This window comes from Curtobacterium sp. MCLR17_031, assembly GCF_003234775.2.
GTDB lineage: Bacteria > Actinomycetota > Actinomycetes > Actinomycetales > Microbacteriaceae > Curtobacterium > Curtobacterium flaccumfaciens.
In genome coordinates this window covers 2371881-2384791 of record NZ_CP126270.1, presented here as the reverse complement: position 1 = coordinate 2384791, position 12911 = coordinate 2371881, and the positions used below count along the sequence as shown (strand labels likewise).

General features: G+C 71.8%; 13 protein-coding genes and 2 tRNA genes. 12 read left to right on the top strand and 3 right to left on the bottom strand.

The features are described 5' to 3' along the window. Window positions 1-20: 20 nt before the first annotated feature. A complete protein-coding gene (locus DEI96_RS11300) occupies window positions 21-194 on the bottom strand; it encodes a hypothetical protein (protein WP_163343513.1) in 174 nt (57 codons plus the stop codon). 157 nt (window positions 195-351) lie between these two features. Here DEI96_RS11300 and DEI96_RS11295 point away from each other — a divergent pair, with 157 nt between their 5' ends. Further along, on the top strand, window positions 352-1665 hold the full coding sequence (locus DEI96_RS11295; RefSeq protein WP_181440549.1) for a glycosyltransferase family 2 protein: 1314 nt from the start codon (window positions 352-354) through the stop codon (window positions 1663-1665). A 144-nt stretch (window positions 1666-1809) separates the two neighbouring features. On the opposite strand, the gene DEI96_RS11290 is transcribed toward DEI96_RS11295, so the two are convergent. Next, window positions 1810-3138, bottom strand: coding sequence for a glycosyltransferase (locus tag DEI96_RS11290; RefSeq protein WP_111023947.1), 1329 nt, complete (start codon window positions 3136-3138; stop codon window positions 1810-1812). A gap of 294 nt (window positions 3139-3432) precedes the next feature. Between DEI96_RS11290 and DEI96_RS11285 the strand changes: the two genes are divergently transcribed. The 11 genes from DEI96_RS11285 (at window position 3433) to DEI96_RS11235 (ending at window position 11337) form a co-directional block, all read left to right on the top strand. Then, on the top strand, window positions 3433-4716 hold the full coding sequence (locus DEI96_RS11285; RefSeq protein WP_111023949.1) for an ABC transporter substrate-binding protein: 1284 nt from the start codon (window positions 3433-3435) through the stop codon (window positions 4714-4716). Window positions 4717-4820: 104 nt separating this feature from the next. Beyond that, a complete protein-coding gene (locus DEI96_RS11280) occupies window positions 4821-5846 on the top strand; it encodes a carbohydrate ABC transporter permease (protein WP_111023950.1) in 1026 nt (341 codons plus the stop codon). Between the two features lie 65 nt (window positions 5847-5911). After that, a complete protein-coding gene (locus tag DEI96_RS11275; RefSeq protein WP_071405697.1) occupies window positions 5912-6754 on the top strand; it encodes a carbohydrate ABC transporter permease in 843 nt (280 codons plus the stop codon). A 5-nt stretch (window positions 6755-6759) separates the two neighbouring features. Continuing rightward, window positions 6760-7260: a hypothetical protein gene (locus tag DEI96_RS11270; protein ID WP_111023951.1), complete on the top strand. Its 501-nt coding sequence runs from the start codon at window positions 6760-6762 to the stop codon at window positions 7258-7260. A gap of 21 nt (window positions 7261-7281) precedes the next feature. Then, window positions 7282-8289, top strand: coding sequence for a LacI family DNA-binding transcriptional regulator (locus DEI96_RS11265; protein WP_111023952.1), 1008 nt, complete (start codon window positions 7282-7284; stop codon window positions 8287-8289). 144 nt (window positions 8290-8433) lie between these two features. Next, a complete protein-coding gene (locus DEI96_RS11260; RefSeq protein ID WP_111023953.1) occupies window positions 8434-9069 on the top strand; it encodes an MBL fold metallo-hydrolase in 636 nt (211 codons plus the stop codon). Window positions 9070-9446: 377 nt separating this feature from the next. Then, window positions 9447-9522, top strand: a tRNA-Glu gene (locus tag DEI96_RS11255). A gap of 33 nt (window positions 9523-9555) precedes the next feature. Then, window positions 9556-9631, top strand: a tRNA-Glu gene (locus DEI96_RS11250). Between the two features lie 271 nt (window positions 9632-9902). Next, entirely contained in the window at window positions 9903-10349 is a 447-nt protein-coding gene (locus tag DEI96_RS11245) for a fluoride efflux transporter FluC (protein ID WP_111023954.1), read from the top strand. Beyond that, complete coding sequence (gene crcB, locus DEI96_RS11240; RefSeq protein ID WP_111023955.1) at window positions 10346-10735, top strand: fluoride efflux transporter CrcB; 390 nt, start codon at window positions 10346-10348, stop codon at window positions 10733-10735. Before DEI96_RS11245 ends, crcB begins: the two co-directional genes overlap by 4 nt. Continuing rightward, window positions 10732-11337: a histidine phosphatase family protein gene (locus DEI96_RS11235; protein ID WP_027465908.1), complete on the top strand. Its 606-nt coding sequence runs from the start codon at window positions 10732-10734 to the stop codon at window positions 11335-11337. Before crcB ends, DEI96_RS11235 begins: the two co-directional genes overlap by 4 nt. Window positions 11338-11736: 399 nt before the next feature. Here the strand turns inward: DEI96_RS11235 and DEI96_RS11230 are convergent, their stop codons facing one another. Beyond that, on the bottom strand, window positions 11737-12804 hold the full coding sequence (locus tag DEI96_RS11230) for an FUSC family protein (protein WP_111023956.1): 1068 nt from the start codon (window positions 12802-12804) through the stop codon (window positions 11737-11739). Between the last annotated feature and the right edge of the window lie 107 nt (window positions 12805-12911).

Sequence of the window (12911 nt, the reverse complement as noted above, 5' to 3'; positions counted from 1 at the left end):
CAGTGCTCGAAAGCGCCGGATCAGCGCTTCTTGCGGAACTTCTGGCAGTCGCAGAGGGCGCAGTCCGTGCCCGGACGGTAGTGCTCGTGGGCGTCCTGCACGTGGCCGCAGACGCAGGTCACGGCGTCGACCACGAAGACGCTCTGTTCCGAGGGGAGCACGGCGCCGAGCTCGTCGGTGGGGCCCATCGACATGCGTCCTCCTCGTGCCCGGCGTGCTGCCGCCGAGTCGTCCTCACGATCCTACCGTCCGGGGGTGTGCACTGGCGGCAAACCGCAAGTCGGACGTCCGTCGCCGCAACCGCGGGCGGCCGCCGTTGACCCCGCAGCAGGCCCACCGGAGCATCGGACCATGACCGACCAGCAGGCCACCACCACCCGCGTGCTCACGCTCACGCCCGCGATGCCGTCCCCGGACGTGCCCGCCTGGGCCGGCGCGGCCTGGGTCGGCGCCGTCGACCGGCAGGAGGCGCTCGCCGCGTCCGTCGTCGAACTCGCCGGTGCCACCGGCTTCCGCCGCGCCCGCCTGCTCGTCCGTGACGGACGCGAGATCGCCGGGTTCGTCGACGTCAGCGTCGACGCGGACGGCGGCGTGGAACCGACCGAGCTGGGACCGGCCCTGCGCGCGCTGCGCACCACGGGCCTCCCGGCCGCCCCCGCGGGGACGCCGCTCGGGCGCATCTCCGTCGTCATCGGCACCCGCGACCGGCCGGACGACCTGCGCCGCTGCGTGCGCTCGGTGCTCGCGTCCGAGCACGACGACTTCGAGGTGCTGGTCGTCGACAACGCACCCACCACCACCGCCACCCGCGACGTGGTCACGTCGCTCGCGGACCCGCGCCTGCGGTACGTCCTGGAGGCCCGACCCGGCGTCTCGCGCGCACGGAACGCCGGACTCGCCCTCGCTTCCGGGGCCGTGGTCGCCTTCGTCGACGACGACGTGGTCGTCGACCGGCACTGGCTCGCAGCGCTCGCCGACGCGTACGCCCGCGACGCGGACGTCGTCTGCGTGACCGGCCTCGTGCCCAGCGGCGAACTCCGGACCCCCACGCAGCGGTACTTCGACGAGCGCGTCACCTGGGCGCGCAACACCGACCGCCGGGTGTTCCGCACGTCGGCGCCGCCGGCCGACCTGCCGCTGTTCCCGTTCTCCGTGGGCGCGTTCGGCACCGGGGCCAACATGTCGCTCCGCCGCTCGGCCGCGCTCGCCCTGGGCGGGTTCGACGTCGCGCTCGGCCCGGGCACCCTGGCCCGCGCCGGCGAGGACCCCGACCTGTTCACCCGGGTGCTGTTCTCCGGCGGCGCGCTCGCCGTGGAGCCCTCGGCCGTCGTCTGGCACAAGCACCGGCCGGACCGTGCGGCGCTGCGCTCGCAGGCGCTCGGCTACGGCACCGGCCTCGGCGCGTGGGTCGCGAAGCTCATGCTGCGACCGCGCACCGCACTGGCCGTGCTGCGTCGGGCGGGCGGGGCGCTGCGGCAGCTCGGCGCGCTCGGACAGGGCACCGGTGCCGACGCCGACCAGGTGTCCGCCGCGGTGGACGCCGTGGGCGGGTGGCCGGTCGACGACGCGTTCCGCGAGGCGACGGTCGGTCTCAAGCGCGTCGAGCTCGTGGCGGCGCTCGGTGGCCCGTGGCGGTACGTCGTCGGGCGGTCGCGACGCGGGTGACCGCGGCGCGGGCGACCGCGCTCCGCGTGCGCGGCGCGCACGGCAGACACCGCGTGCACCGCACGCACCGGACAGACGGGAGGCCCGTGGCGACGCTGCCACGGGCCTCCCGTCCGTCCGGTGCGGACGTCTCCTGCACACCGCCTACGGGCGGAAGCGGCCCTCCTCGACCTCGCGCCAGAACCGACGGCTGCGGAAGTACGCCGCCGGACCCGCCGGGAAGCCGCGGAACTCGTGGTACGCCAGCGAACGCGGGATCCGGGTCGTGGAGGCCTCGGTGATGCTCTCGGCCGCGGCGTCGCGCCGGCCGGCCAGTCGCGACACCAGCTGCTTCAGCTTGATCTTGCCGGCGCGGGGCATCAGCCGCGCGAGCACGATCGCGTGCCGGCGGTCCTTCGCGATGAGCTCGCACATCAGCGCCGTGAACCCGACGCCGTTCGAGTGGAGCTGCCCGTGCAGCCCGGCGAGGTCCTGCCGGTGCCGGTGGTGCACGACCGCACGGGGTTCGAAGCCGATCCGGCCACCGCTCCACAGGATGTCGATGAAGATCGCCAGGTCCTCGCCGCCGCGGGCCGGCACACCGGCACCGAGCACGGGGTCGAACCCGCCGACGGCGTCGAACGCCGACCGTCGGACCGCCCAGTTCGCGCCGGCGCCGTAGCCGCCGATGCCGTACACGGCGAAGTGCTTCTGCACCGAGCCGTCGGGTCGGACGGCCCGGGCCTGCGCGTGACGCATGACCCCGGGGACGTCGTCCGGCACGATCGTCACCGGCTGGAAGGTGCGCTCGCCGCTGAAGCCGCCGTAGTACGCCTCGTACCAGATCTGCGCGGGGGTCTCGAGCTCGACGGGCAGGATCATCCCGGTGACCGCGGCGACCTCGGGCTCGCGGACGAAGCGCGTGCCGATTGACCGGAGCCACTGTGCGTCGACCCGGACGTCGTCGTCCGTGAACGCGATGATCTCTCCGTGCGCTGCCGCGACTCCGGCGTTGCGGCCGGCGGAGCAGCCCGGACGGCGTTCGGTGACCAGCCGGACGTCGCGGCCCTCGAGCAGCCCGGGCAGGGCGTCGACCTCGGGCAGCTTCACGCGGTTGTCGACGAGGATGACCTCGTACCGCGGGTAGTCGAGGTGTTCGAGGAAGTCGAGCAGCTTCCGGATGTCCTCGACCCGGGTGACGATGGTCGACACGACGATCGAGATGAGCGGGAGCTCGAGGTCGGGGATGGGGGTCTCCGTCGCACCGGAGGTCCGTGCGATGCCGTCGACCAGGGGTGCCATCGCGCGTGCGGCGTCGGCCGGGTCCGCGGTGAGCAGCACGTCGAGGGTGGTGACGGGGAAGCCGTCGCGGTAGCCGACGACGAGCGCGGAGGAACCCGACTCGTCGGCGACCAGGCGCGGCAGCGGAGCGTCGAGGTCGACGCTGACGACCCGACGGGGGCCGGGCACGGTGACGGAGGAGTGCAGGGTCATGGTCGGGACGCTACGACCGCCCGCGGTGTCCGGACAACGGAGCGGACCAGCAGTGGCGGGGTTCGTGCGGGGTTCCGCAGTGCGGTGCGTGTGCCCCGGACGAGGGTGAGCGCTCACCCAGGAAGCCACGGGAACCTCATGGGTCACGCTCAGGACACGGAACCGATGCAACCGGTTGCGCTCCCGCTGGACCGGGCGTAGCTTCCTCCACCAGCAGGCAGCGGCGCCTGCTCCAGGGCAGTGTCGTCGAACCCGGTCGATGCCCCCTGGTGATCTCAACGAGGAGACAACGCTGTGAAGACAACACGCTCCAGGGTGCGGTTCGCATCCGTTGCCGGGGTCGCCGTCATCGGCCTCGTGCTCACCGGCTGCTCGAGCGGGAGCTCCGGCGCCGGATCGGACGACGCCAAGAGCGGCCAGGACAGCCGCGGCCCCATCACCTACGTGCAGGGCAAGGACAACTCGAACGTCGTCCGCCCGCTCATCGCGAAGTGGAACAAGGCCCACCCGGACGAGAAGGTCACCTTCAAGGAACAGTCCGACCAGGCCGACCAGCAGCACGACGACCTCGTGCAGCACTTCCAGGCGAAGGACGAGAACTACGACGTCGTCGACGTGGACGTCGTCTGGACCGCCGAGTTCGCCGCGAAGAGCTGGCTGACGCCGCTGACCGGCGACATGGAGATCGACACCTCGAAGCTCCTGCCGTCGACGGTGAAGACCGCCACCTACAACGACACCCTCTACGCCGCTCCGCAGACGTCGGACGGCGCGCTGCTCTACTACCGCAAGGACCTCGTCAAGACGCCCCCGACGACGTGGGACGAGATGATGGACGACTGCAAGATCGCGAAGGACGCCGGCATCGGCTGCTACGCGGGGCAGTTCGCGAAGTACGAGGGCCTGACGGTGAACGCCTCCGAGGCGATCAACGGCTCCGGCGGTTCGGTGCTCGGCAGCGACGGTGCGCCCGACGTCGACACCGACAAGGCGAAGGCCGGCCTGCAGAACCTGGTGGACGCGTTCGAGGACGGGAACATCCCGGCCGAGGCGATCACCTACCAGGAGGAGCAGGGCCGCACCGCGTTCGAAGCCGGCAAGCTGCTGTTCCTGCGCAACTGGCCGTACGTCTACAGCCTCGCCAAGACCGACGGCTCGTCGAAGGTCAAGGACACCTTCGGCATCGCGCCGATCCCCGGTGCCGACGGCGTCGGTGCCTCCACGCTCGGCGGCCACAACGCGGCGATCAGCGTGTACTCGAAGCACAAGGCCACGGCGCACGACTTCCTCGAGTTCCTGACCTCGGACGAGACGCAGAAGTTCTTCGCGACCCAGGGCTCGCTCGCACCGGTCGTCGGTGACCTGTACACCGACCCCGAGCTGACGAAGCAGCTGCCCTACCTGCCGACGCTCCTGAAGTCGATCGAGTCGGCGGAGCCGCGCCCGGTCACGCCGTTCTACCCGGCGGTCACGAAGGCGATCCAGGACAACACCTACGCGGCGCTCAAGGGATCGAAGTCGGTCGACGAAGCCATGAAGGACATGCAGGACGCCCTGAAGTCGGCGACCAGCAGCTAGCGGCGCACGCCGCTTGATGGACGGGAGGCCCGTGGCGGGTCCGCCACGGGCCTCCCGTCCGCCCCCTACTTGCGTTCCGACACCCCCGGCAAGGAGGCCGACACGTGTCAGCAGCAACCGAGATCCCCGCAGCCATCCCCAACCCGACGGGCACGGAACCGAAGCGCCGGCGGCGCAAGGGCGGACTCAACGCCGAGCACGGCCGGTGGGCCGTGTACCTCATCGGCCCGACGATCGTGCTCCTCGCGGTCGTCATCGGGTACCCCGTGGTCAGCGCGGTCATCCAGTCGTTCCAGCTCGACCAGGGCCTCGACAAGGCCACCGGCCTGTTCGTGCAGGGCGGGTTCGCCGGCGTCACGAACTACGCGCACTGGCTCGGCCAGCGGTGCGGCAACGTCGCGTGCCCGCCCGGCAACCTCGGTTCCCAGTTCTGGGTCGCCTTCGGGAACACGTTCTTCTTCACGTTCGTGACCGTGATCCTCGAGACCGTCATCGGTCTGTGGATGGCCATCATCATGAACCGCAACTTCAAGGGCCGCGCCCTCGTCCGTGCCGCGATCCTGGTGCCGTGGGCGATCCCGACCGCCGTCACCGCGAAGCTCTGGTACTTCATCTTCGACGCGAACGGTGTGCTCAACCACGTGATCGGGCACCAGGTCCTCTGGTTCTCCGACGAATGGGCGTCACGGTTCGCGATCGTCATCGCCGACACCTGGAAGACCACGCCGTTCATGGCGCTGCTCATCCTGGCTGGCCTGCAGCTCATCCCCGAGGACGTCTACGAGGCGGGGAAGATGGACGGCGCCTCGACCCTCCAGCGCTTCTTCCTCATCACGCTCCCGCTCGTCCGGCCGGCCCTGATGGTCGCCATCCTGTTCCGTGTCCTCGATGCCCTGCGCATCTACGACCTCATCGCGATCATGACCGGCGGTGGTGGTGGTTCCGGGAACGCGACCGTGTCGCTGTCGGTGCTGGTCGTCGACCAGATCCGGCAGGGGTTCAACGCCGCATCGGCCCTGTCCACCATCACGTTCCTCATCGTCTTCATCGTCGCGTTCGTCTTCGTCCGGTTCCTCGGCGCGAACGTCGTGCAGACGCAGGCAGCCCAGCAGAAGGGTGAACTCAAGTGACCCTCGCAGCAGATCGTCCCCGCCGCACCGCCGCGACCCGCGACCGGGCGACGGACCGTCCCGACGTGCGGGTCCGGCGTGAGACGGGCCCGAAGCTCCGGACCGCCGTGCAGGCCGTCGTCATCGCCGTGTGGTGCCTCCTGCCGTTCTACTGGATGGTCGTCACGAGCTTCCGCGAGGTCGGGTACACGTTCGACGCCACCCCGTGGTTCACCCACGTGACCCTCGACAACTACGCGACCGCGTTCTCGACCGCGCTGGGCAACCACCTCGGCCGAGCGCTCCTGAACAGCGTGTTCATCGGGGTCGCGGTGACCGTCATCGCCCTGCTCGTCGGCACCACGGCGGCGTACGCGCTCGCCCGGCTCGAGTTCCGCGGCAAGTCGCTCATCGCCGGCGCGATCCTGGCCGCGTCGATGTTCCCCGGCGTCGCCCTCATCTCGCCGCTGTTCCAGCTGTTCACCGACATCGGGTGGATGGGGTCGTACCAGGCGCTCATCCTGCCGAGCATCTCGTTCGTGCTGCCGCTGACCGTGTACACGCTCGCGTCGTTCTTCCGCGAGATGCCGTGGGACCTCGAGGAGGCAGCCCGCATCGACGGGTGCACCCGGGTGCAGGCGTTCCGGCGGATCATCCTGCCGCTCGCGGCGCCGGCGGTGTTCACGACGGCGATCCTGGCGTTCATCTCGAGCTGGAACGAGTACCTCATCTCGTCGCAGCTCTCGAGCGACGCGACACAGCCGGTGACCGTGGCGATCGCCTCGTTCGCCGGGTCGCAGCCGCACCAGGAGCCCTACACGGCGGTGATGGCCGCCGGCACGATCGTCACGATCCCGCTCGTCATCCTCGTGCTGATCTTCCAGCGGCGCATCGTGGCGGGGCTCACCGCCGGCGGCGTGAAGGGCTGAGGACCATGGCCCAGCGCGGACCCACCCGTCCCACCGCCCACATCGAGGAGGCCATCGGCTTCGTCGGGATGTTCGGCGTCCTGTTCCTCGGCGTCACGGTGTTCTGCGAGCTCACCGGGCGACCGGCGCTCGGCTGGGCGCTCACCCTGCTCGTGTGCGTGCTCGGCGTCGTCGCCCTGGACCGGTGGCGGGTCGCCGTCCTCCGCCGGACCGCACCGCAGGACGGCACGGGTGCGTCCGCACCCCGGGGCGTCGGTGCTGCGCCCGCGGTCGCCCCGGTGCACACGTCGGTCACCGACCCCACCGGTCGCCGACCCCGACCCGGCGCGGACGGACGGGTGCACCAACACGCGGGCTGGGACGAGGTCGCACCGGCTGCTGCACGACGGCCGGCGCGCCCCGCACGGGTCCCGCAACGCCGGGCGGACCGCGGCGTGCCCGCGGTGGCGGCCCGACGGGGTGGACCCGACGCACCGGCGGACGTGACGCACGGCACGGACGGCTGACGGGCCTCCCGGGTCGCACCGATGGGGATCCAGGAGATCGCGACCGTCACGGGGCTGTCGAAGTCGACGGTGTCGCGGGCACTCCGCGGCATGTCGAACGTGGCCGACACCACGATCGAGCAGGTGCAGCGGGTCGCCGACGAGCTCGGGTACGTCCCGAGTTCGGCGGCGGCCGGCCTCGCCACCGGGCGTCAGCGCGCCGTCGGGGTGGTCGTGCCCGTCATCGACCGCTGGTTCTACGTCAAGGCACTCGGCGGTGTCGACGCGGAGCTCCGCCAGGCCGGGTACGACCTGGTCCTCTACAACCTCGGCGGCCCGGGCGGCGACCGCGACCGGGCGTTCCGACGCTCGATGCTGCGGCACCGCGTCGACGGCCTCGTGCTGCTCTCCCTGGTGCTCGACGCCACCGAACTGGCCGAACTCGAACTCAGCCGGCACCCCATCGTCGTCATCGGCGGCCCGGCACCGGGCCTGCGGAACGTGGGCGTCGACGACCGCGAGGTCACCCGGATCGCGGTCGAGCACCTGCACGGCCTCGGCCACCGGCGCATCGCCTACGTCGGCGGGCAGGACGAGGCCGGCATGAACGTCGCCGTGCCGCACCTGCGGCGGGACGGGTTCCTCGACGCCGTGCGGTCGTCGGGACGGGCCGTACCGGAACGGTGGTCGCTCGACGGCCGGTTCTCGTTCGCCGGCGGGACCGCCGCCGGGGCCGTGCTGTTCGCCGAGCCCGCGTCGGAGCGACCGACGGCGGTGCTCTGCGCCTCGGACGAGATGGCCCTCGGCGTCCTGCTCGCCGCACGCCGAGCCGGACTCGCGGTCCCGGAGGACGTGTCCGTGATGGGGGTCGACGGCCACGAGTACGGCGCCACCGTCGGACTCACCACCGTCGCGCAGGACCCGGTGGCGCAGGGACGCACCGCTGCACGGGCGGTGCTCGCCGAGGTCGACGGCGGTGTCGCCGGCCCGATCGCGGCGGCACCCGCGCACCTGGTCGTCCGCGCGACCACGGGGCCGCCGCCGGGGTGAGGCCGGCGGCGCGTGGGTGGCGTGGGTGTGGGCGTGATCGACTCGGAACGACGTTCCCGATGTCGTACGACAACGGAGATGTCGTTCCGAGTCGACGCAGCCCCCGCGGCCCTCCCTCGCTCGGCTCGGCGTAGCCTCGCCCGCATGGAGGTCACGAAACTCGAACACGCCTGCCAGATCATCACCGAGGGCAACACCCGCCTGGTGCTCGACCCCGGCAACTTCACCCGCCCGGTCGACGTCACGGGTGTCGTCGCCGTCGCCGTGACCCACGAGCACCCGGACCACGTCACGCCCGAACAGCTGCACCGGATCCTCGCCGCCAACCCCGACGCCGTGGTGTTCGGCCCCGAAGGCGTCCGCGCGGCGCTCGCCGACTCCGGCATCGCGGTCGAGGTCGTGACCGACGGCGACCACCGCACCGTCGGCCCGTTCGAGCTCTCCTTCCACGGCACCCGACACCAGCTCATCCACTCCTCGGTGCCGATCGTCGACAACACCGGCGTGCTCGTGAACGGCCGGCTGTTCCACCCGGGGGACTCGTACACGGACCCGGGGGTCCCCGTCGAGGTCCTCGCAGCGCCCGTCGGGGCACCGTGGCTCAAGGTCGGCGAGATGATGGACGCCGTCGCGGCGATCGCGCCGTCCCGCGCGTACCCGATCCACGAGGCCACGCTCTCCGACGTCGGCTACGACATGCACACGGGGCGGCTTCGCGAGGCCGTCGAACCCGCGGGGTCGCTCGTCGTGCTGCGGCCGGGGGAGTCGCTCACGATCTGACCGCGCGGGGCGGCGTGGGGCGGCTCCCTGCTCGCTTCGTGAGCAGAACGGGTCGGGTGGGCGTGACCGACGCGACCGTTCCTGCTCACGAAGTGCGGCTCCGGACGGGCACGCGGTCGGACGGGAGGCCCGTGGCGGGCCCGCCACGCGCCTCCCGTCCGAGGGGCGGTCGCGTCCACGGCCGCGCGACCGATGCGCACGCAACGGATGCGTGTGCAGGATGCGACAGAACGCACGTCGTTCGACCGGTGTTCCGTCGGAATCTGCACGCGCAGCGAGCGCCGTATGCCGGGCGCAGCACGACGGCGCACCCGGGCGACACGCCCCGTTTTGGTACGGATGCAGGGCTTGTGCAATACTTGTCGAGTTGTCGGAACGGCCCCATCGTATAGCGGCCTAGTACGCTGCCCTCTCACGGCGGTAACGCGGGTTCGAATCCCGCTGGGGTCACCACAGGTGACATGCTCCGAGTCCGACAACAGCCGCGGCCCCATCGTATAGCGGCCTAGTACGCTGCCCTCTCACGGCGGTAACGCGGGTTCGAATCCCGCTGGGGTCACCAGCACACGAAACCCCCGCCGAGCTCCTGCTCTGCGGGGGTTTCGTCGTCCCGTCCGACAGACGGTGTCGACCCGGCTCGGCACATGTGCGCATCCACACACCGTCCAGGTGCGGGCGATCGCGGGCGCCGCGGGTGGGGCGGTACGCTGTCGACGTCGCCAGACCCGGCAGTGGGGCCTGCCGGACCCAACCGCGCACCAGCCGCCAACGGTCCCTATCCCGAACACCGCACGCACGGAGACGATCCGGCGTGCTCGGCGATAGGAGTACCGATGACCGATGAGCGCCCACCACACCTGCGATGGGGCTTCATCGCCCTGGTCGCCCTCGGCGGCGCGATCGGGACCACCGTCCGCGCACTGCTCGCTGCGGCGATCCCCGCGCAGGCCGGGATCAGCTGGACCATCCTCGGGATCAACGTCGTCGGGGCGTTCTGCCTCGGGTTCCTGCTCGACGCGCTCGCACGCCGCGGCCCGGACGTCGGTCGTCGTCGCGCGGTCCGGCTGTTCGTCGGCACCGGCGTCCTCGGCGGTTTCACGACCTACAGCACGCTCGCGGACGACACCGCGCAGCTGCTCGACCTCGGGCGCTGGACGGCGGGCACCGGGTACGCGCTGCTGTCGGTCGTGCTCGGACTCGTCGCGGTCGTCCTCGGTCTGTGGGTCGCTGCAGCCACCCGGCCCCGCACCCGCCCCGAACCCCGAGAGGACGCCCGATGACCCCGGTGGAACTGATCCTGGTCGCCGTCGGCGGGGGAGCCGGCGCCGCCCTGCGCTTCGTGCTCGACGGGCTCGTCAAGGGCCGCGTCGCCGGGTCGCGGTTCGCCGGGTTCCCGGTCGGGACCCTGCTCATCAACGTGTCCGGATCGCTCGTGCTCGGGGTCCTGACGGGCCTCGGGCAGGCCGGCACCATCCCCGCCTCGACGGTCGCTGTGCTCGGGACGGGCATGATGGGTGGGTACACGACGTTCTCGACGGCGAGCGTCGAGACCGTACAGCTCCTCCGATCCGGCAAGACCCGGCTCGCCGTCCTGAACGGCCTCGGGATGCTCGTCGTCTCGGTCGGCGCAGCTGCGCTCGGCCTCTGGATCGGAAGGAACTCATGACCTCGGAACGCCCCGGCGAACTCGTCCTCGTCCGTCACGGAGAGACGGAGTGGTCGAAGAGCGGGCAGCACACCGGCCGCACCGACATCCCGCTCACCGACAACGGTGTCGAGCAGGCGAAGCGTGCAGGCCGGTACCTCGGGGACCGGTCGTTCGCGCTGGCGCTGTCGAGCCCGCTGCAGCGCGCCCGCGACACCGCGCACCTGATCGGCGTCGAGCCGGAGCTCGACGAGGACCTGTACGAGTGGGACTACGGCGCGTACGAGGGCCTCACCACCCCGCAGATCAAGGTGCTGCGCCACGGGCCGTGGGACCTCTGGACCGACGGCGTCCCCGCCGGCGACACCCCCGGGGAGAACGCCGCCGAGGTCCGGGTCCGCGTCGAGCGCATCCTGAACCGTGCCCGTCCGGTGCTCGCCGAGGGCCACGACGCGGTGTTCATCGCCCACGGCCACGTGCTGCGGGCGCTCGGTGCCGCATGGATCCGACTCGCGCCGCAGGACGGCGCCGTGCTGAAGCTCGGCACCGCCTCGGTCAGCATCCTCGGCTACGAACACGGCCGCCCCGTCATCGACGCCTGGAACATCCAGCCGCGCGACTGACGCGGCGGGGCGTGTGGTGGTCGCGAAAGCGACAGACCCGCGGCACGCGGTGCCGTCCCGTCCGCGAGGGCGACAGACTTCCGCGGTTGTTCCGCAGCGATCTGTCGCTTTTGCAGGAGGCAGTGGTCGCGACCACGGACGGACGGGAGGCCCGTGGCGGCGCCGCCACGGGCCTCCCGTCCGCCGTCCGCGCACGTTCCTTCCCCTGTCACGCGCGATGGCAGGCGGAATCGGGCATTCCTGGTCGAAAGGAACGACCTGGTGCGCCCGATCCGACGAGGTACGCCCGGATCGACCCGGTACGCCCGATCCGACGAGGTACGCCCGGATCGACCCGGTACGCCCGATTCGACGAGGTACGCCCGGTTCGACCAGGCACGCCCGGAACGACCGGGCGCGTCAGACGGTCCGGATCGCGCTCGTCGCACCGAGGGCGCGGCCACGCCGGCGCTCGATCGCACGCCCGACGAGCAGCAGCCCCACGCTGACCACGGCGCCGAGCACGGTCTGCGCGATGCGGTCGAGCGCCAGCAGCTGGGGCGCCTCGGGCAGGCTCAGCCACGACACCGCCAGGGCGAGCGGGGTGAGGAACAGCAGGCACACGGCGTAGTTCCGGGCGACGAAGATCTCGGCGAAGAACTGCCCGACGACGGCCAGCACGACGATCCACCACGCCGACGGCTCGAGCAGCAGGATGCCGACCGCGATCACCGTGCCGCCGATCGTGCCGACCACACGCTGCCCGGCGCGGACCACGGTGTGCCGCTGCCGGATCGCCGGCAGGGTCGACACCACCGCGATGACCGCCCAGTACGGGTGCCCGAGCCCGGGGATCGACTCCGCGACCGCGCCCGCGACCAGTGACCCGACGACGTTGAGCGCGACGGTCTCCCACAGCGCCGGCGTGCGCAGGACCGCGAGCGACCGGTGCTTGCGGTCGGCCAGCGGGCGGAACCGGTGCGGGGCGTGCGGGTGGAGCACCCGGCGGAGCACCGAACCGGACATCGCGACCAGCCAGGCCCAGACCACCGAGCAGACGATGATCGTCGTGACGAGCGGGACGTCCGCCGGGCGCATCGGCACGAGTGCGGACACGACGAACGCGAACACCGGGAAGATCGGCTGCGCGGGGATCGCCCGGAGCGTGGAGAGGGTGCAGACCGCGACCACCAGGACGACGACGAGACCCACGGCCTGCAGCCAGAGCGGCGACCCGACGAGCCCGACACCGATACCGGCGAACATGCACAGCGCCTGCAGTGCGCCCGCGACACCGGTGGTGACGGCACGCTGCCGGTAGGGCTCGGTCGCACCGAAGATGGCGGTGAACCCGGCGAACATGGCGAAGGCGGCGTACCCCGGCATGCCGAGGGCGATGAGCAGCGCGAGCGGTGCGCCACCGGCGATCGCGGCGCGTGCCGCGCCCTCGAGGTTGATGGTCCGGGTCGAGTGCGCAGGTGTCGTCATGTCGTCACCATCTTCCCACCGCGACAGGTGTCGGGGAGTCGCCACGGGCCTCCAGGCCGTGCCGTCACAGGGTGACGGGCGTGCGACGGCGGGGTGACGGACCCGCG

Bases quoted from the DNA above. Each gene is read 5' to 3' on its own strand.
- DEI96_RS11300 (WP_163343513.1), bottom strand. From the start codon at position 194: ATGTCGATGGGCCCCACCGACGAGCTCGGCGCCGTGCTCCCCTCGGAA.
- DEI96_RS11295 (WP_181440549.1), top strand. From the start codon at position 352: ATGACCGACCAGCAGGCCACCACCACCCGCGTGCTCACGCTCACGCCC.
- DEI96_RS11290 (WP_111023947.1), bottom strand. From the start codon at position 3,138: ATGACCCTGCACTCCTCCGTCACCGTGCCCGGCCCCCGTCGGGTCGTC.
- DEI96_RS11270 (WP_111023951.1), top strand. From the start codon at position 6,760: ATGGCCCAGCGCGGACCCACCCGTCCCACCGCCCACATCGAGGAGGCC.
- DEI96_RS11265 (WP_111023952.1), top strand. From the start codon at position 7,282: ATGGGGATCCAGGAGATCGCGACCGTCACGGGGCTGTCGAAGTCGACG.
- DEI96_RS11260 (WP_111023953.1), top strand. From the start codon at position 8,434: ATGGAGGTCACGAAACTCGAACACGCCTGCCAGATCATCACCGAGGGC.
- DEI96_RS11245 (WP_111023954.1), top strand. From the start codon at position 9,903: ATGACCGATGAGCGCCCACCACACCTGCGATGGGGCTTCATCGCCCTG.
- crcB (WP_111023955.1), top strand. From the start codon at position 10,346: ATGACCCCGGTGGAACTGATCCTGGTCGCCGTCGGCGGGGGAGCCGGC.
- DEI96_RS11235 (WP_027465908.1), top strand. From the start codon at position 10,732: ATGACCTCGGAACGCCCCGGCGAACTCGTCCTCGTCCGTCACGGAGAG.
- DEI96_RS11230 (WP_111023956.1), bottom strand. From the start codon at position 12,804: ATGACGACACCTGCGCACTCGACCCGGACCATCAACCTCGAGGGCGCG.